Genomic DNA, 22724 nt, shown 5'->3' with positions numbered 1-22724 from the left:
GGCAGGATGGATTGCCCCGGGGTTGATTGTCTTACACGAACCTGACAGGCGGCCAGCCTGGTCGGGCACTTTTCGCTGGCCGAGGTGGCCGGAATGGTGGAAGAGAGCGAAGATGCTGTGCGGTGACCTTGGGTATTCGTCGGGACTAGGATGCGCCTTCTGATCGTCGAGGACAATGCCGAGCTGTCGCGGCTCGTTGCCGGCGGGCTGGCGACGGCCGGCTATGAGAGCGACATCGTGGGCAGCGCAGCCGAGGCGCGCGAGGCGCTGAGCAGCGTGAGCTATGCTGCGATGATCCTCGACCTCGGCCTGCCCGACGGTGACGGCCTGTCGGTGCTGCGCGAGCTGCGCCTCAAGATGGAGCCGCTGCCGGTGCTGGTGCTGACCGCGCGCGGGGGGGTGCAGGACCGCGTCAGCGGCCTGCGTAGCGGTGCCGACGACTATCTCGTAAAGCCGTTCGCGATGGAGGAGCTGGTGGCGCGGCTCGAGGCCATCCTGCGCCGTCCCGGCCAGTTGCTCGGCCGTTCGCTCAGTCTCGCCAACCTCGTCTACGACACCGAGAGCCGTCAGATCTTCGTCGACGACCAGCCGCGGATCATCTCCGCGCGCGAGACCTCAGTGCTCGAGATCCTGCTACGCCGGCAGGGGCGGGTGGTACCGAAGAAGAACGTCGAGGACCACATCTTCGGTCTCGAAGGCGAGGTCGCCTCCAACGCGATCGAGGTCTATGTGTCGCGGCTGCGCAAGCAGCTGGCCGAGCACGGCGCCAAGGTCGTGATCCACACCATCCGTGGCGTCGGCTATCTCATGACCGAGGAGAAATAGCGTGCCCGCCGCGGGCCGTGCCGGATCGCTGACGTTCAAATCGCTGATCTCGCGCATCGTGTTCCTGCACATTGTCGCGGTCGCGGTGGTCGCGATCTTCCTGCCGCTGGTGTTGTTCTGGCTACTCAACTCCGAGATCGACCAGCTGCATCGCGATGCCATGCGCGCGCAAGCCGAGGTGCTGGCGGAGCGCATCGTCGCGCAGCCGGATGGCACGTTGACCTTCAACCTGCCCGACAGCCTCAAGGGGCTCTATTCGGACGCTTACGGCCGCTATCAGTTCGACATTCGCGATTCCGACGGCCGGTTGCTGTTCTCCTCGCACCGGCGCACCGCCGCGGCGGCGGCGCCACGTTTTTCCGAGACCATCTCGGGCGCGGGCGTCAGCCGGGATATTGCCGGCAAGACGGTGCGCATCCAGGTTGCCGAGGACCTCGCGCACCGCGACGTCATCATCGACGACATCGTCTCGAACTTCTTCCGGCGGGTCGGGTGGATCACCATTCCCATCCTCCTGGTCCTGCTTGCCACCGACATCATCATCTTCCGCCGCGCCATCGCGCCGCTGTGGAAGGCATCGCAGGAGGCCAGCAATATCGGCCCCGCGCGCACCGACATCCGGCTGCCGACGGCGCGGATTCCGCGCGAGATCGTGCCGCTCGTCACCGCCGTGAACCAGGCGCTCGACCGCCTCGAGGGCGGCTTTCGCGTGCAGCGGCAGTTCACGGCGGATGCCGCGCATCAATTGCGCACGCCGCTCGCGATCCTGCGGACGCGGATCGAGACGCTTGGCGACGGCGCCGAACGGCAGGCGCTGCATGCCGACATCGAGGCCATGAGCCGGATCGTCGCCCAGCTGCTGGAGATCGCCGAGCTCGACACCCTTGTGCTCGATCCCGGGGAGACCGCGGATTTGCGCGCCGTCTGTGCCGAGGTGGTCGGCTCGATCGCCCCGTTCGCGATCGCGCAACGCAAGGACATCGCGCTGAAGGGCACTCATGCGCCGGTGCTGATCCACGGCAATTCGGAGATGCTGCAGCGCGCGGTTTTCAACCTCGCCGAAAACGCCATCAAGTTCACCGCAACGGACACCGCGGTCGACGTCGAGGTGGGCGAGGACGGCTCGGTGCACGTGCGCGATTGCGGTCCCGGGGTCGCGGAGGCTGAGCGCGATCTGATCTTCCAGCGCTTCTGGCGCGCCGATCGCCGGCGCAGCGACGGCGCGGGACTGGGCCTCTCGATCGTGCGCGCCGTGGCCGATGATCACGCCGCCACGGTCGCGGTGGAGAACCTCCCCGGCGGCGGTGCAGAGTTCACGCTGCGGTTTCGGCTGGCGGATGCGCCAAAGCCTGTTGAGAAGAACTGGCGCGGCAGTGACGCTGCACCCTCTCCCCTTGTGGGAGAGGGTGGCGCGCCGCGTTAGCGGCGAGACGGGTGAGGGGTTCTCTCCGCGAGTCTCACTCTCGATTGAATGCGCGGAGAGAGACCCCTCATCCGGCGCGAACTGCGTTCGCGCCATCTTCTCCCACAAGGGGGAGAAGGAAAGAAGCGCAGCCGCTATTTCAGCTTGCCCGTGGACAGGTCCATGATCATCCGCGTCGCCAGATAGAGCCGCGGCACGATGCTGTTGACCTGCACATATTCGGCATCGTTGGAGTGCGCGCCGAAGCCCGACAGGCCCATGCCTTCCACCACGGCGCCTTTGGACTGCAGCGCGGCAAAAGCCGCGTCGGTGCCGCCGCCGGTCGCCTTCTCATCGACCTTGAGGGATAGTCCAATCTCCCCATAGATCGTCTTGCCATGGGCCGCCACGCGGCGCGAGGCCTCGCTGGCTTCGAGCGGCGGGCGGCGCACCTCGAATTTCAGGTCGACCCTGGAATCGGGCAGCAGGCGATTCTTGATCTTGTCCTGCAGCGCCTTTTGCAGCTCGTCGAAGTCGGACACCTTGAGCGCGCGTGCGTCGGCCTGGGCGGTGGCCTCGGCAGGGATCACGTTGCGGTTGGTGCCGGACTTGGACACCGTCCAGTTCAGCTTCAGGCCCTGCTCGGGCTTGGACAAGTCCTTCATCTGCAGCACCTGGTGCGAGAGCTCGTACAGCGCATTCACGCCGCCCTCCGGCCGTGCCCCAGCATGTGACGACTTGCCTTGCACGCTGAGATAGGCCGAGCCGATGCCGCTGGTGGCGAGGCGCAGCGTGCCGTCGGTGCCGCCGCCCTCGAACGAGAACACCACGTCCTGGTCCGATGCGAGCTTGGTGATGGTGCTGCGCCAGCCGGGCGAGGAGATCTCCTCGTCGCCGTTCGTGAGCACCGTGAGCGTGCCGTAATCCCTGAAGTTCAGCTTCTGCAGCAATGCCACGGTATGGAGAATGAGCGCGACGCCCTGCTTGTCGTCGGCGATGCCGAGGCCGTAAGCCTTGTCGCCGTCGAGGCGGAACGGCTGGTCCTTCAGCATGCCCTTCAGGTACACCGTGTCCATGTGGGCAATCAGCATGATCTTCCTGGTCCCCGTGCCCTTGAACACGGCGTGGACGGCCGGTCCGATCTTCTCAGGGGTGTCGTCGAGGCGATAGATGTCGGTGGGTTGGAGGATCTCCACCGTGCCGCCGAGCTGCTTGAGCTGACCGGCAATGCGCTCGGCGATCTGGTTCAGGCCTTCGAGGTCCTTGCTGCCGGATTCGATATTGACGAGATCGCGCAGCGTGTCGAGCAGCGGCTGCTGCTCCTTTTGCGCCAGCATCTGGACTTCGGCGACCGGCTCGGCGTGCACCATCGTTGCGGCACCTGCCAGCCAGAGCGAGGCGAGCAACGGAGCGACGAGCGAGGGAACAGGGTGCGATCGGGGCATGCGCGGCCATCCATGGAGGTTGGGGACGGCCCGGTATGCCTCCGATTCCGGTGCTTGTCACGCGCCGAGGCGCGTCATGCGCCGCTTCAGCGGAGCATGACGGCGAGCCTCGTTCCCGCTACTTCTGCGGCGGGCCGAGATCCAGCGGCGGCAGCTCGATCTGCGGCACCTCGATCTTGACCTTGTCGAGATCGACGTTGAGCGGCTTGTCGAGCAGGCCCGTCACCACGGACGGGAAGATGATCACCAGCAGCACCATGATCATCTGCAAGCCGATCCAGGGCACGGCGCCCCAGTAGATGTCGGAGCTCTTCACTTCCTTCGGCGCGACCCCGCGCAGGTAGAAAAGCGCGAAGCCGAACGGCGGATGCAGGAACGAAGTCTGCATGTTGACGCAGATCATCACGCCGAACCAGATCAGCGCGGCGTCCGGTCCCACCACCGGCGCGAGGATCTTCTGCGCGATCGGCGCGATCATCGGCAGGATGATGAAGGCGATCTCGAAGAAGTCGAGGAAGAACGCCAGGAAGAAGATGAAGAGATTGATGAAGATCAGGAAGCCCCAGACGCCGCCGGGCAGCGAGGTCAGGAGATGCTCGAGCCAGACGCCGCCGGAGACGCCGAGAAATACCACCGAGAAGCAGGTCGACCCGATCAGGATGAAGGTGACCATGCAGGTGAGGCGCATGGTGGACTGGTAGCCCTGCGTGATCAGGTCGCGCAGGTCGGGAATGCGCGCGGCCCGAATGCAGATCCACACGATTGCCAGATAGGTCAGCGCGAAGGCGATCTTGAAGATCAGATTCTCGCTGAACAGGATCGCGACGATGGTGCCGATGCCGGCCGCGATCACGCCGATGATCAAGATCTTGTTGTCGGTCGAGGAGAAGTCCTTGTGGTGGATCGCGGCGAGCACGATGGCGCCGACGGCGCCCATCGCGCCGGCTTCCGTCGGCGTCGCCAGACCCATCATCATGGTGCCGAGCACGACGAAGATCAGCACGGCCGAGGGGATGATGCCCATCAGGCACTTCTTCCACAGCGCCCAGCCGGTCAGCGTGCGCGCCTCCAGCGGCACCGCCGGCACATGGCTTGGCTTGATCAGGCCGAGGACGAAGGTGTAGCCGGCGAACAGAACGATCTGAAACACCGAGGGGCCCCAGGCGCCGAGATACATGTCGCCGACCGACTTGCCGAGCTGGTCGGCGAGCACGATCAGCACCAGCGAGGGCGGCACCAGCTGCGTGATGGTGCCGGACGCCGCCAACACGCCGGTGATGTAGCGCATGTTATAGCCGTAGCGGATCATCACCGGCATCGAGATCAGCGCCATGGCGATCACCTGCGCCGCCACCGTGCCGGTGATGGCGCCGAGGATGAAGCCGACGATGATCACGGAATAGCCGAGGCCGCCGCGGACCGGGCCGAACAACTGGCCCATCGAATCCAGCATATCCTCGGCGAGGCCGCATCTCTCCAATATGGCGCCCATGAACGTGAAGAACGGGATCGCGAGCAGGAGCTCGTTGGAGAGCACGCTGCCGAACACGCGGCCGGGAATGGCCTGGAGGAAGTTGAGGTCGAAGAAGCCCAGATGGATGGCGAGGAAGCCGAAGGAGAGACCGACCGCGGCGAGCGTGAATGCCACGGGGAAGCCGATCAGCATCGCCAGAACCAGGCCGCCGAACATCAGCGGCGGCATCATCTCCAGCGTAATCATTGGGTCGGCCTCTCGTACTTGGCGTCGATCGTCACATAGCCCTGGAGAGCCGCGATACGCTTGATGACCTCGGAAACACCCTGGATCGCCAGCATCACGAAGCCGGCGGGGATCACGAACTTGATCGGCCAGCGGATGAGGCCGCCGGCATTGGCCGACATCTCGCCGACGCTATAGGCCTGCATGAAGAACGGCCAGGACAGATAGGCAAGCAGCAGACAGGAGGGAATGAGAAAGAACAGGGTGCCGATCATGTCGAGCCAGAGCTGGCCGCGCTCGGACAGGGTCAGATAGAAGATCTCGACCCGCACATGCTCATTGCGCTTGAAGGTGTAGGCCGAGCCGAACATCACGAGAATGGCGAACATGTACCATTGCAGCTCCAGCCAGCCGTTCGAGGAGTCGTTGAAGGCGTAGCGGATCATGGCGTTGGCCGCGCTGACCAGGCATGCCAGGAGCACGAGCAGGTTACAGACGTACCCAATTTTTTCGTTGAGGGTGTCGATGGCGTTACTCAGCGCCAGCAATGGACGCATCTTACTCTCTCTCCGTCGCGGCCTAATACTTCACGGCAGGCTTCAACATGCATCGCTCGGCTCGCATGCAGAAAAAGCACACGACCGCACGGATCATATTCCGAAGCGATTGCAGCGTCAGTCCTCCCCTCGCGCCTTGCCGTCTTGACCGCGACCGCCGACGGGCGGGCCGGCTTATGTTGCCGGGCAAGCAAAGGCGGTCGCACCAAACCAGCGGCTTGGCGTGCCGTCAATCGGAAAATGGACAAATTGACGCGCCGTCAAAAGCTTAGGTTAGCGAGGCGCGGGGCACGCTTTCAGCCGCCCGTCACGCTCATGTGCCTGGAGACGCTGGGGCGGTCGTGGCGGCGGTCGATGATGAAATCATGACCCTTGGGCTTCAGCCCGATGGCGCGGTCGATCGCATCCGCAAGCAACAGGTCGTCGCCGGATGCACGCAGAGGTTTGCGCAAGTCCGAGGCATCCTCGTGGCCGAGGCAGGTGTGCAGCGTTCCCGTGCAGGTGATGCGCACCCGGTTGCAGGATTCGCAAAAATTATGGGTCATCGGCGTGATGAAGCCGAGCTTGCCGCCGGTCTCGGCGACGCTGACATAGCGCGCCGGTCCGCCGGTGCTCTCGGCCAGATCCGTCAGCGTGAATTGCTGGGCGAGGCGGGCGCGTACCAGCGACAGCGGCAGGTATTGGTCGATCCGGCCCGAGCCGATCTCGCCCATGGGCATCACCTCGATCAGCGTCAGGCCCATGCCCTTGCCGTGGGCCCAGCGCATCAGTTCGGGCAGTTCGTCCTCGTTGAGGTTCTTCAGCGCGACGGCGTTGATCTTGACGGCAAGCCCCGCGGCGCGCGCGGCCTCGATGCCTTCCAGCACCTTGTCGATCTCGCCCCAGCGGGTGATCTCGCGAAACTTCTGCGGATCGAGCGTGTCGAGCGAGACGTTGATCCGGCGGACGCCGCAATCGGCGAGTTCCTGCGCGTGCTTCGCAAGCTGGGTGCCGTTGGTGGTCAGCGTCAGCTCGTTCAACGCGCCGCTCGACAGGTGCCGCGACAGCGAGCGGACCAGCGTCATGACGTTGCGGCGGACCAAGGGCTCGCCGCCGGTGAGGCGCAGCTTCTTCACGCCCTTGGCGATGAAGGCCGTGCAAAGCCGATCGAGTTCCTCGAGCGTCAGGAGATCGGCCTTGGGCAGGAACGTCATGTCTTCCGACATGCAGTAAAAGCAGCGCAGGTCGCAGCGGTCGGTGACGGAGACGCGCAAGTAAGTGATGGTCCGCCCGAACGGATCGGTCATCGCGCTCGACAGCGCGGCGCGGGGGCTCGCAGGAAGTCCGTTCATAGCAAATGCCTTGTCCCTTACGGCGACGGGCGCACCTTTGCTTCAAAGGTGCGGTCGAAGCAATCTAAGCATCGGACGCGGCTAGGACAATCGATTGGTATACGTAACTCAGCGCTTGCCTCCATTCAGATCGGGGAAGGGGAGCTCGGTGCGGGTGCAGCATTGGCCGGCGCCGCGGCGGGCGCGGCCGGCTGCGGTTTCTTTGGCCGGTGCGGCTTGCGGACCGGCTTCGGCGGCACGGCCGGCTGGAGTTCCGCAAACACCGGGTTCGGAACGGTGGTGATCGAGGCGGGCGTGGTGAAATCGCCGGGATTCTTGATCACGTTCACTGGCACGCTGGTCGGCTGGTACTTGGGAAGCGCGAAAGCGACGGTGATCCTGTGAATATATCAAACAAATCAGCGGCTTGCGGTGGGTTAAGCGCTCATCAGGCTGATTGCGGCCGCCGGCAGGTCGCGCATGTGATGGATCAGCCGGTCGGGCTTCAGCTCGGCGATCGGCACGTCGGTGTAGCCGAAGCTGACCCCGATCACGGGCACGCCGGCGCGCCGGGCGACGCCGACATCGGTTCCGGCATCGCCGACCATGATGCTGGCCTTCACGTCCCCTCCGGCCCGGGCCACGGTCTCGCGAAAAATGGTCGGATCGGGCTTCTGGACGCCAAACGTATCTGCGCCGCAGATCGCCGCGAAGCGGCGGCTGAGGTCGAGCTGGTCGAGCAGGCGCTTGGACAGCCATTCCAGCTTGTTGGTGCAGACCGCGAGGCGATGGCCTTCTGCCGAAAACTGGTCGAGCGCGGCCTCGAGCCCCTCGAAGGGGCGGGATTCCACCGCGATATGGTCGGCGTAATAGGCGATGAAATCGGCGGTCATCCGGTCCATGTCCGCGGGCGTGACGGTGCGGCCCTCCGCTTCCAGCCCTCGCTCGATCAGCTTGCGGGCGCCGGCGCCGATCATGTTGCGGGCCGAGGCCATCGGCACCGGCGGCAGGCCTTCGCGGTCGAGCACGTAGTTCAGGGCGGTGATCAGGTCGGGCGCCGTATCCACCAGCGTGCCGTCGAGATCGAAGACGATGGTGTGCGGGGAAGTCGTCTTGAAGGAGGTCATGATTCCCAAGCGCTACCGGCCCGGTCATATCCGCGCAAGGGGCGGGCCCATAAGATCACCTTATAGTCCTGTTCCCAGACCCTGTTCTCCGGGAAAAAACGAGGCTACATAGGCCGCCGAAAGCGGCCGGAATCGGCCGCACCTTCGAGACTTCACAAGGCAGGCGCACACGTGAACATGGACCAGTTGAAGCGGCAGGCTGCGGCGCGTGCGCTGGAGGAGGTGCGCGACGGCATGCAGCTCGGGCTCGGCACCGGCTCGACCGCCAAGCATTTCGTCGAGCTGCTCGGCGAGCGCGTCGCCGCCGGGCTCGAGGTGATCGGCGTGCCGACCTCCGAGGCGACGCGCGCTGATGCGGAACGCTGCGGCGTGAAGCTGACGACGCTGGATGAGATCGACCATCTCGACCTCACGATCGACGGCGCCGACGAGATCGATGCCGAGCTCAATCTGATCAAGGGCGGCGGCGGTGCGCTCTTGCGCGAGAAGATCGTGGCGGCCGCCTCGGATCGCATGATCGTGATTGCCGACGACAGCAAATGGGTGCCGACGCTCGGCAAGTTTCCGCTGCCGGTCGAGGTCATCCCCTTCGGGCTCGGTGCGACGCGCCGCGCGATCGAAAAGGCATTTGCCGAATGCGGCGTTTCCGGGGAAATGGCGGTCCGCAAGGCCAAGGACGGCCACGTTTTCGTCACCGATGGCGGCCACTGGATCGTCGATGCCCAGCTCGGACGTATTGCGGATCCCCCCGGTCTCGCCAAGGCGTTGAGCGCCATTCCCGGCGTGGTCGAGCACGGGCTGTTCATCGGTTTGGCCAGCTCGGCCGTCCTGGCGGGCGGCGACGGAATTCGCGTGATTGAACGGCGCAAGCCGAAAGGAGACCAGGAATGAAGAGCGTGTTGAAATTCTTGCCGGCTGCGGCTCTCGCTGCGGGATTGGCCGTTTCGGCCGCCCCGGCCGTGGCCCAGCAGGCGGGCCAGAAGGCTCCCGCGGCGCCGGCCCAGCCAAAGGCCTCGCCCGCGGCAATTGCGGCGGCCAAGGAGATCTTGCAGATCAAGAACGCCGCCGGAATGTATGCGGGCGCCGTGCCGGGCATGGTCGAGAAGACCAAGGGTGCGCTGATCCAGCAGAACCTGAATTACCAGAAGGACCTCAACGAGGTGGCCCCGATCGTGGCCCAGCAGCTCAACGGCCGCCAGAACGAGATCGGCGAAGGCATGGCGCAGATCTATGCCAGCGAGTTCACCGAGCAGGAGCTGAAGGACCTCGTCACTTTCTACAAGTCGCCGTTGGGCAAGAAGCTGATCGATGCCGAGCCGCGCGCGATCGGGCAGAGCATGGCGTTCATGAACAGCTGGGCCCAGAGCTTCTCGGAAACCGTGATGGGTGCCTTCCGTGCCGAGATGCGCAAGCGTGGCAAGGAGATCTGAGCGCACCTATCTGAAAGGCGTTTCTTGAAAGGGGTCGGAGTGGACAATGGCTGAATTCGACGTCGACCTCTTCGTCATCGGTGGCGGCTCGGGCGGCGTCCGTGCCGCCCGCATCGCGGCCGGCTACGGCGCCCGCGTCACGATCGCGGAAGAGTACCGCATGGGCGGCACCTGCGTGATCCGCGGCTGCGTGCCGAAGAAGCTGTTCGTGATCGGCTCGCATGTCCGTCAGGAGCTCGAGGACGCCGCCGGTTTCGGCTGGACCGTTCCGCCCGCGAGCTTCGACTGGCCGACGCTGATCGCCAACAAGGACAAGGAGATCGCGCGACTGGAGGCGGCCTACACCGCCAATGTCGAGAAATCAGGCGCGCAGATCGTCAAGAGCCGCGCGGTGATCGAGGACAAGCACACCGTCCGCCTGCTCGAAAACGACAAGAAGGTCACGGCGAAGTACATCCTGATCGCGACCGGCGGCGCGCCCAACCATGGCGCGGCGATCCCCGGCATCGAGCACGTGATCTCCTCCAACGAGGCGTTTCATCTTAAGAAGCTGCCGAAGCGGATCGTGATCCAGGGCGGCGGCTATATCGCGCTGGAATTCGCCGGCATCTTCGCCGGCTTCGGCTCCGACGTCACGGTGATCTATCGCGGCGACAACATTCTGCGCGGCTTCGACGAGGATGTCCGGACCCATGTCCGAGCCGAGATGGAGAAGCAGGGCATCACCATCCTCACCGGCTGCACCGTGACCAAGGTCGACCGTCACGGCGAGGACTTCACCACGCACCTGTCGAACGGCTCGAGCCTCGCCTCCGATCAGGTGATGTTCGCGATCGGCCGCCATCCGAACCTCGCCAATCTCGGCCTGGAGAATGCCGGCGTCGCCATCAATCCGGCGAACGGCGGCATCGCGGTCGACCATTTTTCCAAGAGCTCGGTCAACAGCATCTATGCCATCGGCGACGTCACCCACCGCTTCAACCTGACGCCGGTCGCGATCCGCGAGGGCCATGCTTTCGCCGACACCGTATTCGGCAAGCGCGAGGTGCAGGTCGATCACGCCAACATTCCGACGGCCGTGTTCTCGCAGCCGGAGGTCGGCACGGTCGGCCTGACGGAAACCGAGGCGCGCGCGCAATTCAGCCACGTCGACATCTACAAGACGACGTTCCGGCCCATCAAGGCGACGATGTCGGGCCGCGACACCCGCGTGCTGATGAAGCTCGTGGTCGACGGCGCGACCGACCGCGTGCTCGGCTGTCACATCGTCGGCGATGCCGCCGCCGAGATCACGCAAGCCGTCGCGATCGCGGTGAAGATGAAGGCGACCAAGGCCGATTTCGATGCGACCATCGCGCTGCATCCGACCGCCGCCGAAGAACTCGTCACCATGCGCACCCCGACCGCACGGCACGTGCGGCAGGCGGCGGAGTAGCCTCAGCTATACAAATACCCGACCGGCTTGCCTTCGGTGCGCAGGGGACGCACGTCCTTTTGCGTGATGATCTGGCCGGCGAGGCCGTCGATCTCGTCGCGCTGCGTCGCCGTCCAGCTGCGAAGCTCGTTCATGCCCTTGAGCAGGCCGAGGCGGAGGACCTGGGTGTTTTCGCCGACGCCGATGAGGGTGATGGAATCCTTGCCCGCCGTCACCACGTCGCCGGCGGAGAGTTCAAAGCTCTCGCCGGACTTTTTCTTGAAATGGGCCGTGCCGCGAATGACGCGATAGATCACGACCTCGCCCTTCGCAAAACAGGTCGCGTCCGCTGCGGCCGACGTGCTCTTCGGCAAGAGTGCGTGGCCACGCGGGTCGGTCGCGATGATGTGGCCCGTGACGAGATGCCCGCTCGGACTCTCGATGCCGATATCGCGCACGTAGACCGGCATCGCCGACCTGACAGAACCATCGGTGAGCGGCTTGAACAGCGCGTCGAGCGCCAGGGGATCCTGAAGCCAGAAGCCGGCATCGGCCGGGCGGTCATGCAGCGGATGGCTCCAGGCCACGCGCGGCGTTTCGTCCTCGTTGATCTGATCCGGACCGACAATGGTCGGATTCGGAAAGGTGGTGGGATCGGTGATGAAGGCTTCGAGGAATTTGCCGGAATAGCCCATCGAGATCGGATCGGGCACCACGGTCTGCGGCGTCTTCAAATTCTCTTCGGTCGACAGGCCCGACCAGGTGTAGAACAGCTGGCGATGCACGATCGCGCTTTGCAGCATCACCGCGCCCGGGCCGACATTGTACCAGCGGCCGTCATAGTCGAAGGTGAACGCGCCCGAGGTGACCAGCACGAGCTGAAAGCCGCCCGGCGGCAGATGCAGATGGAAATCGGTGGGGCCGGTGTCGGGCCGATAGATCGGCAGATTGGTCGCGACTTCGTGCAGGAGGAAGGTTTCGTTGTTGGCGTGGAAGCCTTCGTTGGCGCGGTTATAGAGGGCCTGCGGCCGGTAGGTCGCCTCGAATTTTGCATTCTTGTCGCGATCGATCGCCACGAAGTCCTGATCGTTGAGGCGCAGCCGGGCGCCGTTTGGATGGGTGAGACCGGTGAATTTGATATCTCCGGCAGCATGCACGTTCATGGCATTCTCCGATCTGAGGCCATTCATCCCGGAGCCGAGCGCACGTAACTTGCCGCTCCTCACCGTGGCGGGGCAGGGACTTGGCTTGATGTCATCTTGCGAATTTCAGGCCAGTCGGAGCGCGATGCAGCGCGTCGGCCCGCCGGCTGCACGCGGCGCGCAAATAATCGAGATTGCACGGGGGGTTAGACGATAGGTGCCGCTGACGAGACTTACTCGTCCGCGCGTGCCGCAAGGCGGGTAGGGCGGCTTGCCTTGTCTAATTTGTCGGCATGTCCCGCAAAAGTGCATGCAGCCGCGACGGGCAAACGCCGGCGGCTCAGCGTCTGGTGCGGTTCACTCGAATGATCGACGGAGCGTCGGCGCGGGCTTGCCGGATGGGCTGTCAGCCCATTTCGCCATGTCCAAGGCGCGCGCGTCGAAGCCTTCGCACCAGAGGCAGCTCGGCTCGGCGCGGCCTTTGGCCGTCAGCATCGGGACAAGCGCATGGCCGCAGCCGGTGCAGGATATGATGCGATTCATGTGCTTCTCCACGATCGGCGAATTCAGGAATGGCAACTTCGTCGCCGAAGCTTGCGCGGGCGCTATGACGACGCAGGAGCGCTGCGTTGAACAGGCGCGCTCGTTCCGGACAGCGTCGAGGTAGCAATCCATTGTGACACGGCTGCGATGTCGTCGCCGCTTTCGCGATAGGCGCGAAGCTGGAATTCCGCCGAGCTGCCGCGCTCCACGATGGTTCGGCAATGCTCGATCTCGGCGGGGCAGTTCAGTGCGGCTGCATCCTCCGCAATATCGTCGATCAGGCGAGTGAGCAGCTCCGAGATCGTCACCGGTCCGTCCTTGGAGGCGAAGATGCAGTCGGTGCCATAGCGCTGGGCGCGCCATTTGTTCTCGACCGCAATCGCGCGTTCGACCGCGGTGACCTCCCGGGACAGCTGAGGGCGCAGATAGAGATGCCGCGTCAGGCAGCGGTAGAGCGAGGCAATCGCAATCGCGTCGTCGACGAAGGTGCAGGTGTCGGGCGCGCGAAGCTCCAGGGTCGGATGCTTCATGGAAGGACGCATCGCCCACCAGATGTGGCTTTCGTCCGGGATCACGCCGGAGCGCTGCAACGCGCCGACATAGGCGTCGAAATCCTGCTTGCCCTCGAACAATTCGGGCAGGCCGGTGCGCGGCAGCTCGGAATAGGCCGCGAGGCGGTAGCCCTTCAATCCGGTCTTGTGCGAATTCCAGAACGGTGAGGACGCCGACAACGCGATGAACAACGGCAGGTGCGGCAGCATCGCCCGCATCACCGCCATGCGCTTCTCGGGATCCGGCAACTGCACGTGCACATGCATGCCGCACATCATGTTGCGGTGACCGATGCTGCGCAGATCCTCGATCATCTCCTCGTAGCGCGGTTTCGGGCTGGGCTGGGACATGCGCCAGACCGCGCTCGGGTGCGTGCCGGAGGCCATGATCACGAAGCCGTATTGCGCAGCGACGTTCGCGACCTCGCGCCGCAGGAAGCGCAGCTCCTCGCGCGCATCGTTCACATCGACATGAACATTGGTTGCGACCTCGAGCTGCGATTGCAGCATCTCGCGCATGGCCTGGCCGCCGGTCGACCAGTTTGCCGATTCGAACAGCTCGTTGGGCGTGTGGATCGCGACCTCGAAGCTGCGGCGATCGGCGAGGAAGTATTCCTCCTCGATGCCGAAGGAATATTCCGCCGGATTGCCGCCGCCGCCGGCAGAACGGATGACGACGTGCTGCCTGTCCTCGGAGGGGGTGAGGCGCAGCAGCTTTGAAACGTCTGAAGCAAATGTCATTGGCCACCGGCGCAGTCACTTACCTGCGGGCGATAATCCGTCTGACTGTGGCCGGTTCCGCACCCGATGTACTGGAAATTGCAGGATCGAACGGAACAATTTTGACGGCTTCGGACGCTCGCGCGATCAGGGCGTGATTCGGCGGGACTTCCGCCCAGCTCGATTCCTTGTCGAACGGCTCGGAGACGACGATGACCTGCCCGCCGTCTTCGCGGAAGTAGAGCGTGTTGGCGGCATCGTTGACCGAGACGCGAAAGGCGTAGAGGTCGCGGCCGTTGGCGATCGCGCTGGTAAAGCGCAGCCGTTCGCGAAGCCCACCTTCGTTGACCAAGCCGACGAGGGATTGCAGCACGGATTGCGTCGCGCCGAGTGGATCATGCTCGAGACCGGCCCCCATCATCGCCAGGAACACGGCTTCGGAGTCGGTCGTGCCCAGCCGCGACGGGTAATGGGCATCGGGAATCAGCGCCTCGACCTTGCGTCGCAGCCGATTCCAGCTGCCGACGAATCCGTTGTGCATGAACATCCAGTGTCCGCAGGCAAAGGGATGACAATTCTGCCGCGTCACGGCTGTGCCGGTGGCGGCACGCACATGGGCGAAGAACAGATGAGAGCGCAGATGCCGGCAGAGATAGCGCAGGTTTTCATCCGACCACGCCGGGCGCGTCTCGCGATAAAGGCCCGGCTCAGGGTGCTCGCCATACCAGCCGAGACCAAAGCCGTCGCCATTCGAGCCCGCCGTGGACTGAAGCGAGCGGATGCTCTGCGCAATCAGCGAATGCTCGGGTTCGGTGACATAAGGCTCGAACGAGGTGGTTTCGCCCCGGTATGCGATCCAGCGGCACATGCGGGTTCCTGCCAGTCGATTGACGTGTCGCGAGGTGCACCAACACTCGGTGCGGCTGCATGGTTCCCGATGCAAGGGACTGCTTAACCAAAACCAGTAACGCCAATCCGATGCGGCCGCTGGTCGCAGCGGGATCGCCTTGATTCCGACAGGTCCACCTTTATCTCTGAGGCGAACAAGAATCCGGGCCCCTCTGGCGAGGACGCCGACAGACGTCGGCAAACCTCGTGATGTCGGATGACCTGTCCCGCGCGAATGCGATGGATCGGCCGATTGTCGGGCCCCTGTTCCTTCTCTCCGACCATTCGTCTCCATCGCAGCTCCGTGCGGCCATTTCGCAAGCAAAGGGAGCTATGATGTCTGACACCAAAACCTCAAATCCGATCGAGATCACGGAGCCGTCCAGCCTGAACGAGCAGGCCGCGGCCGCGTTGGTGATCGTTGGCGCCCTGGTTGCGGTTGCCGACCGGCGCGTCTCGCCGGTCGAACGAGACGAGGTGATCCGTTTCATCAGGGATCGCAAGCTGGCGCCGCACATCGCCGACGAACGGCTCTGTGCGATGTTCGACGAGCTGGCCGAGCGGCTCGATGAGCCGGATTTTGCCAATGTCGTGATCGACACGCTGCGGCCGGTTTCGAACCTGCCGCTCTCGTCGCATCTGGTGGAGCTGTCGGAGCGCGTTGCCGCCGCAGACGAGGACGTGCATCCGCACGAAGTCCAGGCGATCAAATTGCTGCGCTTGCTGACGCTGGTGCTGCCGCGCGCCAAGCCTGTCTTGGAAAGTGCAGCGGGTCCCAAGCTGCAGGCCGCCGCCAAGGAGTAAGCATGAGCACGGTTTCGAACGAGCGCGCCAGGCAAACCGAGGGCACCACCGGCCAGATCGCCGGTGGGGACCCGCGCCTGGCCAAGCTCGTCGACCGCCTGCCGCCGCGCATGGCCGACACGGTGACATATCTGCTCAAGCCGTCGAGCCGCTGGGTCAGGATTCCCTCGGGCGCGCTGCTGGTCGTCGGCGGTGTGCTCGCCTTCCTGCCGGTACTCGGCGTCTGGATGCTGCCGCTCGGCCTCGCGCTGCTCGCCGAGGATGTGCCTGCGCTGCGCTCCTCCCGTTCAAGGGTCTTCGACTGGATCGAGCGCCGCAAGCCGCATTGGCTCGATCCGTCGGCATCGAAGAATGATCAAACATGACAGAATTAATCACCCCCGAAGCGCTGACCGCGCTGTTCCAAGTCATCCTGATCGACCTCGTGCTCGCCGGCGACAACGCTGTCGTCATCGGTCTCGCCGCGGCGGGCCTGCCGGCCGGGCAGCGCCGCCGGGCCATCATCGTCGGTATTGCCGCCGCCACTGCGCTGCGCATCGTCTTCGCCGGCGTCGCAACCCAGCTCCTGCAGGTCATCGGCCTGCTGCTCGCCGGCGGCGTGCTGCTGCTCTGGGTATGCTGGAAGATGTGGCGCGAGCTGCGCGAGCAATCCGCGCATTCGCGGCAACTCGCGTTCAGCCATGGCGGCGGCCCGGATGCTGCACCCGTGCAGCGAAAGACCTTCGGCCAGGCAGCGGTGCAGATCGTCGCTGCCGACGTCTCGATGTCGCTCGACAACGTGCTCGCAGTCGCGGGTGCCGCGCGCGAGCATCCCTACATTCTGGTGTTCGGCCTGTTGCTGTCGGTCGCGATGATGGGCGTCGCCGCCGATCTGCTCGGCCGCGTGCTCCAGAAGCATCGCTGGGTTGGCTATGTCGGCCTTGCCATCATCATTTACGTCGCCTTCGAGATGATCTATCGGGGCTCCCTCGAGCTCGCGCCCGTTATCGCGAGTCTCTGAGACGCATGCCTGTCTGCCATCCGGAGTGATCAATGACGTCTGAACCCAAAGCACCTTCGGCGCCGCTGCCGCCGGTCGGCCTGCTTCCAAAGCTGATCTTTGGCTCGCGCTGGCTGCAATTGCCGCTCTATGTCGGCCTCATCGTGGCTCAGGCCGTCTATGTCCTGTTGTTCCTCAAGGAGCTCTGGCACCTCGTCCTGCACTCGTTCGACGCCAGCGAGCAGCAGATCATGCTGGTCGTGCTCGGGCTGATCGACGTGGTCATGATCTCGAACCTCCTGATCATGGTGATCGTGGGCGGATACGAGACTTTCGTTTCCCGGCTGAACCTGAGCGGCCATCCCGACGAGCCGGAATGGCTCGGTCATGTCAATGCCAGCGTGCTCAAGATCAAGCTCGCGATGGCGATCATCGGCATCTCCTCGATCTCGCTGCTCAGGACCTTCATCGAGGCCGGCAACCTCGGCACGACGCGAAGCAATTTCACTGAGACCGGGGTGATGTGGCAGGTGCTGATCCACATGACCTTCATCATCTCGGCGATCGGCATCGCCTGGGTCGACCGCCTCAGCGAGAGCGGCCATCGCAGGGAGGCCGAGCACGGCTGATCTGGCCGCCCAAAGACCTCCCGAGCGGCCAATCCTGGAGCCCGCCTGATCCGTCCCGTCGGGCGGGTTCTTCTTTCGAGATCGATAAAATCGTCTGCAATCGGTTCAGCGCCGGCAAACGCTGCGGACAAGAAGCGTGGCGCCTTAAACCAGGCCTTTGGAACCGATCTGCATCCTGCCCGCAAAAGGGCAGGGCTATCGGATGACAATTCTCAGGGAGATCGTCGCAGCGGTCGCGGGAGTCTACGCGCTCCTGCTGGTCTGTGACGCATTGTTCGGCGTCGGGGAGGCACGCTTCGACGACGCTTATTACCGCGCCAGCTTCTACGCACCGCGGCCGAAGGAGTTTCGGTTCGCGAGCGATACGCCGCCGGCGGTCCGCGTCAGCGACGCCTTCGCACAGTTCGCACCTAGCGAGGCCAAGCCGAACCGGCGCTACTCGTCGCTGACGACGATCATCCGCTAGTGGTTGATAATATCGGGCTGGGTCGGCTTGCTCCGCTACACCTCTCCCCAGCGAGGAGAGGTCGGATTGCGCAGCAATCCGGGTGAGGGGCCGCGGTAATTCGGTGAGACCGTAACCCCTCACCCGGATCGCATCTTTGATGCGATCCGACCTCTCCCTTCGGGAGAGGTGAACAAATCTCATTCCCCCTGAATCCATTCCGCGACGCCGCGCCAGAGCGTGTCGCGGTGCTCGGGGCGGAAGAAGCCGAAATGGCCTATTCCCTTGGCGCCGACGTCGGACGGTCTGACCGTCAGCACCTCCGGCTTGATCGCAGTGAAGCCGCCCGTGAGCAGCTCGACCGCGGGGCGCGTCGCCCAGGGATCGTCGGAGAAGCACAGCGCCCGCAGCTCGCCCTTGAAATTCGCGAAATTCGCCAGCGCCGACAGCTTTGAATCGAAGAGATAGCGGGGGCTCGAGACCCATTCGGTCCATTGCAGGAAGACGCCCTTGGGCAGGTCCTCGCCGACACCGGCCCAGCCCGGTGCGTAACCGAGTGCATGGGCCAGCGGCACGCCGACAAAATTCATGAAGGCGTAGACGCGGTATTTTTCCGGCGAGGTCATCAGCCGCCACGTCGCGGCCTGCGAGGCCACCAAGGCGGCGCGCGAGATCTCGGTGTTGTTGGCGATCAGCCCGAGCGCCTGGCCGCCGAAGGAATGGCCAATATAAGCGAGCGGCAGGGCACGATAGCGCTCGCGCATCCAGCTGACCGCGGCGGTGACGTCGAGCGCGGCCCAGTCGGACATCGAGGCCTTGAAGCCGACCAGCGATTTCGGCTGGTTGTAGCCGACCATCGCCGGCAGGCGGGAATCGCCGATGCCGCGATAATCGTAGGTCAGCACCGCGCAGCCGCGCTGGGCGAGGTAGGAGGCAAAGCCTCGATAGATCTTTCGCGGCACGGCGGTCGCCGAATTGATCAGGACGGCATGGCACTTGGCGCCGCGCGGCAGGAACAGGGTGCCGCCCAGGGCATAGCCGTCGGTTGCCGGGAAGCTGATCTCGTCGATGAAAACGTCGTCCAGTGCCGCGTCCATGGCGGTCGGTGTCCCGTCGGATTCCTTAGCCGGCCCAAGCAAATGCGAATTCGGCTTTGGCCGCAAGGGTTTGCGCTGCGAAATGGATTTACAACTGGCGGGGCGTGGCCGGCCTGTGTATAAGGCGGCCCTCGCAACCCCTAGATCAGGTTGTGGTTTTTGCTTCACGGAGAGATTGCGATGTCCGAGCTGTGGACGCCCGAGTCCTGGCGCAGCAAGCCGGTGCTACAGGTGCCCGACTATCCCGACGCCAGGGCTTTGGCCGACGTCGAGGCGCAGCTGGCGACCTTTCCGCCGCTGGTGTTCGCAGGCGAGGCGCGCAATCTGAAAAAGGCCTTGGGCCGCGTTGCGGCCGGCGAGGCCTTCCTGCTCCAGGGCGGCGACTGCGCCGAGAGCTTCGCCGAGCACGGCGCCAACAACATCCGCGACTTCTTCCGCGTGCTGCTGCAGATGGCGGTGGTGCTGACCTATGCCGGCGCCGTGCCGGTGGTGAAGGTCGGCCGCATCGCCGGCCAATTCGCAAAACCGCGGTCGTCGCCGACCGAGAAGGTGAACGGCGTCGAGCTGCCGAGCTATCGCGGCGACATCGTCAACGACATCGCCTTCACCAAGGAAGCGCGCATTCCCGATCCGCAGCGCCAGCTGATGGCCTATCGCCAGTCGGCGGCGACGCTGAACCTGCTTCGTGCCTTCGCCACCGGCGGCTTCGCCAATCTCGGCAGCGTGCATCAATGGATGCTCGGTTTCCTCAAGGATTCACCGCAGTCCCGCCGCTACAAGGAGCTGGCCGACCGCATTTCGGACGCGCTCAACTTCATGCGTGCCTGCGGCCTCGATCTCGAGAGCCATCCGGAGCTGCGCGCCACCGATTTCTACACCAGCCACGAGGCGCTGCTGCTCGGCTACGAGCAGGCCATGACCCGCGTCGATTCCACCACCGGCGACTGGTACGCCACCTCGGGCCACATGATCTGGATCGGCGACCGCACCCGCCAGCTCGATCACGGCCATGTCGAATATTTCCGCGGCATCAAGAACCCGATCGGGCTGAAGTGCGGCCCCTCGCTCAAGACGGACGAGCTGTTGAAGCTGATCGACGTGCTCAATCCCGACAACGAGCCGGGCCGGCTGACGCTGATCGGCCGCTTCGGCTCCGACAAGATCGGCGAGCATCTGCCGAACATGATCCGCGCCGTGAAGCGCGAGGGCCGGGTGGTGGTCTGGTCGTGCGATCCCATGCACGGCAACACCATCAGCTCGACGTCCGGCTACAAGACGCGGCCGTTCGACCGCATCCTGTCCGAAGTGAAGTCGTTCTTCGCGATCCATGCCGCCGAGGGCACCCATGCCGGCGGCGTGCATCTGGAGATGACCGGCCAGGACGTGACCGAATGTCTCGGCGGCGCCCGCGCGATCACGGACGAGGATCTCAACGACCGCTACCACACGGTCTGCGATCCCCGCCTCAACGCCGAGCAATCCATCGACATGGCTTTCCTGGTGGCGGAGCTGCTCAAGCAGGAGCGCGCCGGCAAGACCCAGCCGATTCCGGCCGCAGCGGGGCTGTAAGACCTTGCTGCGGATCTGGAAGGCCACGATCAATTCCCGCAACGGTCTGGCCTTTGCGTTCCAGTCGGAGCAGGCCGTCCGCGAGGAGATCTTTGCGTTGCTGTTGTCGGTGCCGCTGGCCTGGTTCATCGGCGCGACCGCGATGCGCGCGGTCGAATTGGTGTGCTCTGTCGCGTTCGTGCTGACGGTCGAGCTGCTCAATACCGCGATCGAGAAGCTCGCCGACCGGCTGACCATGGATCACGACAAGCAGATCGGCCGCGTCAAGGACATGGGCTCGGCCGCGGTCGGCATTGCGCTCTTGATGACCGGTGCGTTCTGGATCATTGCCGTCATCGAGCGATTGGGGTTCCTGTAACTCGGGATCGGATGGGGCGGCCATGACCGAACGTTTCGACACATTCGCGGTCACGCTCGCCCAGCTCAATCCGACCATGGGCGACGTGGACGGCAATGCGGCCAAGACGCGCGCGGCGCGGGCGCAGGCCAAGTCCGACGGCGCCGATCTCGTGCTGTTTCCGGAACTGTTCATCGCCGGCTATCCGCCGGAAGACCTGGTGCAGAAGCCCGCCTTCCAGGCCGCCTGCCGCGCCGCGATCGAAAGCCTCGCGCGCGAGACCGCCGATGGCGGGCCTGCGATGCTGGTCGGCACGCCCTGGGTCGAGGAGGGCAGGCTGTACAATGCCTGCGCGCTGCTCGATGGCGGGCGCATCGCGAGCCTGCGCTTCAAGTGCAACCTGCCGAATTATGGTGTGTTCGACGAGAAGCGGCTGTTTTCGCGCGGCCCTGCCGCCGGCCCCGTCACCGTGCGCGGCGTCCGCATCGGCGTGCCGATCTGCGAGGACATCTGGCTGGAGGAGTCCGAGGACTACGAGAACGTGGTCGAGACGCTGGCCGAGACCGGCGCCGAGATCATCCTGGTGCCGAACGGCTCGCCTTATGCCCGCGACAAGAACGACGTGCGCCTGTCGGTCGCGGTGGCGCGCGTGACCGAGAGCGGGCTGCCGCTGGTCTATCTCAACCAGGTCGGCGGCCAGGACGAGCTCGTCTTCGACGGCGCTTCCTTCGCGCTCAATGGCGATCTCTCGCTCGCGGCGCAGCTGCCGGCCTTCGAAGAGAGCATCGTCACGCTGCGCTTCAGCAGAAACGGCGACGACTGGCGCTGCACCGGGCCGATCGCCGAACAGCCCGAGGGCGACAAGGCCGACTACGCGGCCTGCGTACTGGGCCTGCGCGATTACGTCGCCAAGAACGGCTTTCCCGGCGTGCTGCTCGGCATTTCCGGCGGCATCGATTCCGCGCTTTGCGCGGCGATCGCGGTCGACGCGCTCGGCGCCGACCAGGTGCATGGCGTGATGCTGCCTTACCGCTACACGGCCGCACACTCCATCGCGGATGCCGGCGAGCTCGCCGGCCATCTCGGCGTCCGCTACGAGGTGCTGCCGATCGCGGAGGCCGTGACCGGGTTCGAGACGATCTTGTCCGGCATCTTCAAGAACCTGCCGCCCGATATCACCGAAGAGAATCTCCAGGCCCGCACCCGCGGCACGCTTCTGATGGCGATCTCCAACAAGACCGGGCTGATGGTGGTGACGACCGGCAACAAGTCGGAGATGTCGGTCGGCTACGCCACGCTCTATGGCGACATGAACGGCGGCTTCAACCCGCTCAAGGACATCTACAAGACGCAGGTGTTTCGGCTGGCGAACTTGCGTAACAGCTGGAAGCCCGATGGCGCGCTCGGCCCCGCGGGCGAAGTGATCCCGCCCGACATCATCACGCGCCCGCCGACGGCGGAGTTGCGCGAGAACCAGACCGATCAGGACTCGCTGCCGCCCTATGACGTGCTCGATGCCATCCTGGAGCGCCTGGTCGAGCGCGACGAGCCGCTGGATCAGATCATCGCCGCCGGCTTCGACCGCGAGATCGTCACCCGCATCGACCACCTGCTCAACGTCGCCGAATACAAGCGCCGCCAGGCCGCGCCCGGCGTGAAGGTGACGCGACGGAATTTCGGCCGCGACCGCCGCTATCCCATCACCAACCGCTTTCGTGACAAAGGCGAGCCGTTGCCCGCCGCGGATGAGGCGCTGGTGTCACGTGGCAGCACGGCGTCAATCGACGCGTTCGAGGGCTGAACTCCAGCTT

Annotated in this window: 23 protein-coding genes and 1 pseudogene; 13 read left to right on the top strand and 11 right to left on the bottom strand. The window is 64.7% G+C overall.

What is annotated here, in order from left to right; all coding sequences use genetic code 11:
- Positions 1-150 precede the first annotated feature (150 nt).
- Both ACNJYA_RS23110 and ACNJYA_RS23105 read left to right on the top strand, forming a co-directional pair.
- On the top strand, positions 151-825 hold the full coding sequence (locus ACNJYA_RS23110; protein ID WP_439400773.1) for a response regulator: 675 nt from the start codon (positions 151-153) through the stop codon (positions 823-825).
- Position 826: 1 nt separating this feature from the next.
- The gene (locus ACNJYA_RS23105; protein WP_172788059.1) at positions 827-2248 is read left to right on the top strand and encodes a sensor histidine kinase; all 1422 of its coding nucleotides are present in this window, start codon (positions 827-829) and stop codon (positions 2246-2248) included.
- A 134-nt stretch (positions 2249-2382) separates the two neighbouring features.
- On the opposite strand, the gene ACNJYA_RS23100 is transcribed toward ACNJYA_RS23105, so the two are convergent.
- From ACNJYA_RS23100 to ACNJYA_RS23075, 6 genes and pseudogenes are all read right to left on the bottom strand, one after another.
- Entirely contained in the window at positions 2383-3672 is a 1290-nt protein-coding gene (locus tag ACNJYA_RS23100) for a M20/M25/M40 family metallo-hydrolase (protein WP_439400772.1), read from the bottom strand.
- Positions 3673-3790: 118 nt separating this feature from the next.
- Positions 3791-5392 carry a TRAP transporter large permease gene (locus ACNJYA_RS23095; protein ID WP_172788061.1) on the bottom strand — a complete coding sequence of 534 codons (1602 nt, stop codon included), beginning with the start codon at positions 5390-5392 and terminating at the stop codon, positions 3791-3793.
- Entirely contained in the window at positions 5389-5928 is a 540-nt protein-coding gene (locus ACNJYA_RS23090; RefSeq protein ID WP_172788062.1) for a TRAP transporter small permease subunit, read from the bottom strand. Before ACNJYA_RS23090 ends, ACNJYA_RS23095 begins: the two co-directional genes overlap by 4 nt.
- 296 nt (positions 5929-6224) lie before the next feature.
- Entirely contained in the window at positions 6225-7259 is a 1035-nt protein-coding gene (moaA, locus tag ACNJYA_RS23085) for a GTP 3',8-cyclase MoaA (protein ID WP_172788063.1), read from the bottom strand.
- A 108-nt stretch (positions 7260-7367) separates the two neighbouring features.
- A pseudogene (locus ACNJYA_RS23080) lies at positions 7368-7633 on the bottom strand (hypothetical protein); the annotation flags it as partial.
- A 42-nt stretch (positions 7634-7675) separates the two neighbouring features.
- A complete protein-coding gene (locus tag ACNJYA_RS23075) occupies positions 7676-8365 on the bottom strand; it encodes an HAD family hydrolase (protein WP_212257343.1) in 690 nt (229 codons plus the stop codon).
- Between the two features lie 171 nt (positions 8366-8536).
- Between ACNJYA_RS23075 and rpiA the strand changes: the two genes are divergently transcribed.
- Genes rpiA through gor form a run of 3 tightly spaced genes read left to right on the top strand, consistent with a single transcriptional unit; the run spans position 8537 to position 11230 of the window.
- Positions 8537-9256, top strand: coding sequence for a ribose-5-phosphate isomerase RpiA (gene rpiA, locus ACNJYA_RS23070; RefSeq protein ID WP_439400771.1), 720 nt, complete (start codon positions 8537-8539; stop codon positions 9254-9256).
- Positions 9253-9795: a DUF2059 domain-containing protein gene (locus ACNJYA_RS23065; RefSeq protein WP_172788067.1), complete on the top strand. Its 543-nt coding sequence runs from the start codon at positions 9253-9255 to the stop codon at positions 9793-9795. The genes rpiA and ACNJYA_RS23065 overlap by 4 nt, the downstream gene beginning before the upstream one ends.
- 46 nt (positions 9796-9841) lie before the next feature.
- On the top strand, positions 9842-11230 hold the full coding sequence (gene gor / locus ACNJYA_RS23060) for a glutathione-disulfide reductase (RefSeq protein ID WP_212257345.1): 1389 nt from the start codon (positions 9842-9844) through the stop codon (positions 11228-11230).
- A 2-nt stretch (positions 11231-11232) separates the two neighbouring features.
- Here gor and ACNJYA_RS23055 read toward each other — a convergent pair whose 3' ends face one another.
- From ACNJYA_RS23055 to ACNJYA_RS23040, 4 genes are all read right to left on the bottom strand, one after another.
- Positions 11233-12372: a hypothetical protein gene (locus ACNJYA_RS23055; RefSeq protein ID WP_439400770.1), complete on the bottom strand. Its 1140-nt coding sequence runs from the start codon at positions 12370-12372 to the stop codon at positions 11233-11235.
- Between the two features lie 336 nt (positions 12373-12708).
- Positions 12709-12894 (bottom strand): hypothetical protein, encoded by a 186-nt coding sequence (locus tag ACNJYA_RS23050; protein WP_271503512.1) that lies wholly within the window; start codon positions 12892-12894, stop codon positions 12709-12711.
- A gap of 62 nt (positions 12895-12956) precedes the next feature.
- Complete coding sequence (locus ACNJYA_RS23045) at positions 12957-14186, bottom strand: carboxylate-amine ligase (RefSeq protein ID WP_439363406.1); 1230 nt, start codon at positions 14184-14186, stop codon at positions 12957-12959.
- Positions 14187-14205: 19 nt separating this feature from the next.
- Complete coding sequence (locus tag ACNJYA_RS23040) at positions 14206-15033, bottom strand: class II glutamine amidotransferase (protein ID WP_212257608.1); 828 nt, start codon at positions 15031-15033, stop codon at positions 14206-14208.
- A 356-nt stretch (positions 15034-15389) separates the two neighbouring features.
- Here ACNJYA_RS23040 and ACNJYA_RS23035 point away from each other — a divergent pair, with 356 nt between their 5' ends.
- The 5 genes from ACNJYA_RS23035 to ACNJYA_RS23015 all read left to right on the top strand — a co-directional run bounded on the left by ACNJYA_RS23035 (position 15390) and on the right by ACNJYA_RS23015 (position 17931).
- Positions 15390-15857, top strand: coding sequence for a TerB family tellurite resistance protein (locus ACNJYA_RS23035; protein ID WP_212257349.1), 468 nt, complete (start codon positions 15390-15392; stop codon positions 15855-15857).
- A 2-nt stretch (positions 15858-15859) separates the two neighbouring features.
- Positions 15860-16222, top strand: a complete 363-nt coding sequence (locus ACNJYA_RS23030) for a hypothetical protein (RefSeq protein WP_172788074.1) — start codon at positions 15860-15862, stop codon at positions 16220-16222.
- Positions 16219-16857: a TerC family protein gene (locus tag ACNJYA_RS23025; RefSeq protein ID WP_260383252.1), complete on the top strand. Its 639-nt coding sequence runs from the start codon at positions 16219-16221 to the stop codon at positions 16855-16857. The genes ACNJYA_RS23030 and ACNJYA_RS23025 overlap by 4 nt, the downstream gene beginning before the upstream one ends.
- Before the next feature lie 32 nt (positions 16858-16889).
- Positions 16890-17465 carry a TIGR00645 family protein gene (locus ACNJYA_RS23020; protein WP_439363402.1) on the top strand — a complete coding sequence of 192 codons (576 nt, stop codon included), beginning with the start codon at positions 16890-16892 and terminating at the stop codon, positions 17463-17465.
- Between the two features lie 202 nt (positions 17466-17667).
- Positions 17668-17931, top strand: a complete 264-nt coding sequence (locus ACNJYA_RS23015; RefSeq protein WP_172788077.1) for a hypothetical protein — start codon at positions 17668-17670, stop codon at positions 17929-17931.
- Positions 17932-18110: 179 nt separating this feature from the next.
- On the opposite strand, the gene ACNJYA_RS23010 is transcribed toward ACNJYA_RS23015, so the two are convergent.
- Positions 18111-19007, bottom strand: coding sequence for an alpha/beta hydrolase family protein (locus ACNJYA_RS23010; protein WP_439400769.1), 897 nt, complete (start codon positions 19005-19007; stop codon positions 18111-18113).
- Positions 19008-19187: 180 nt separating this feature from the next.
- On the opposite strand from ACNJYA_RS23010, the gene ACNJYA_RS23005 reads away from it, so the two are divergent.
- The 3 genes from ACNJYA_RS23005 to ACNJYA_RS22995 are packed head-to-tail and all read left to right on the top strand — an operon-like array spanning position 19188 to position 22714.
- On the top strand, positions 19188-20576 hold the full coding sequence (locus ACNJYA_RS23005) for a class II 3-deoxy-7-phosphoheptulonate synthase (protein ID WP_439363398.1): 1389 nt from the start codon (positions 19188-19190) through the stop codon (positions 20574-20576).
- A 4-nt stretch (positions 20577-20580) separates the two neighbouring features.
- A complete protein-coding gene (locus ACNJYA_RS23000; protein WP_260383255.1) occupies positions 20581-20934 on the top strand; it encodes a diacylglycerol kinase in 354 nt (117 codons plus the stop codon).
- Between the two features lie 22 nt (positions 20935-20956).
- Entirely contained in the window at positions 20957-22714 is a 1758-nt protein-coding gene (locus ACNJYA_RS22995; protein ID WP_439363397.1) for an NAD+ synthase, read from the top strand.
- The last annotated feature ends 10 nt before the right edge of the window (positions 22715-22724 follow it).

The sequence above is a fragment of the Bradyrhizobium sp. BLXBL-01 genome (genome assembly GCF_051853025.1).
Lineage (GTDB): Bacteria > Pseudomonadota > Alphaproteobacteria > Rhizobiales > Xanthobacteraceae > Bradyrhizobium.
This window is presented reverse-complemented; position numbering and strand designations above follow the sequence as displayed.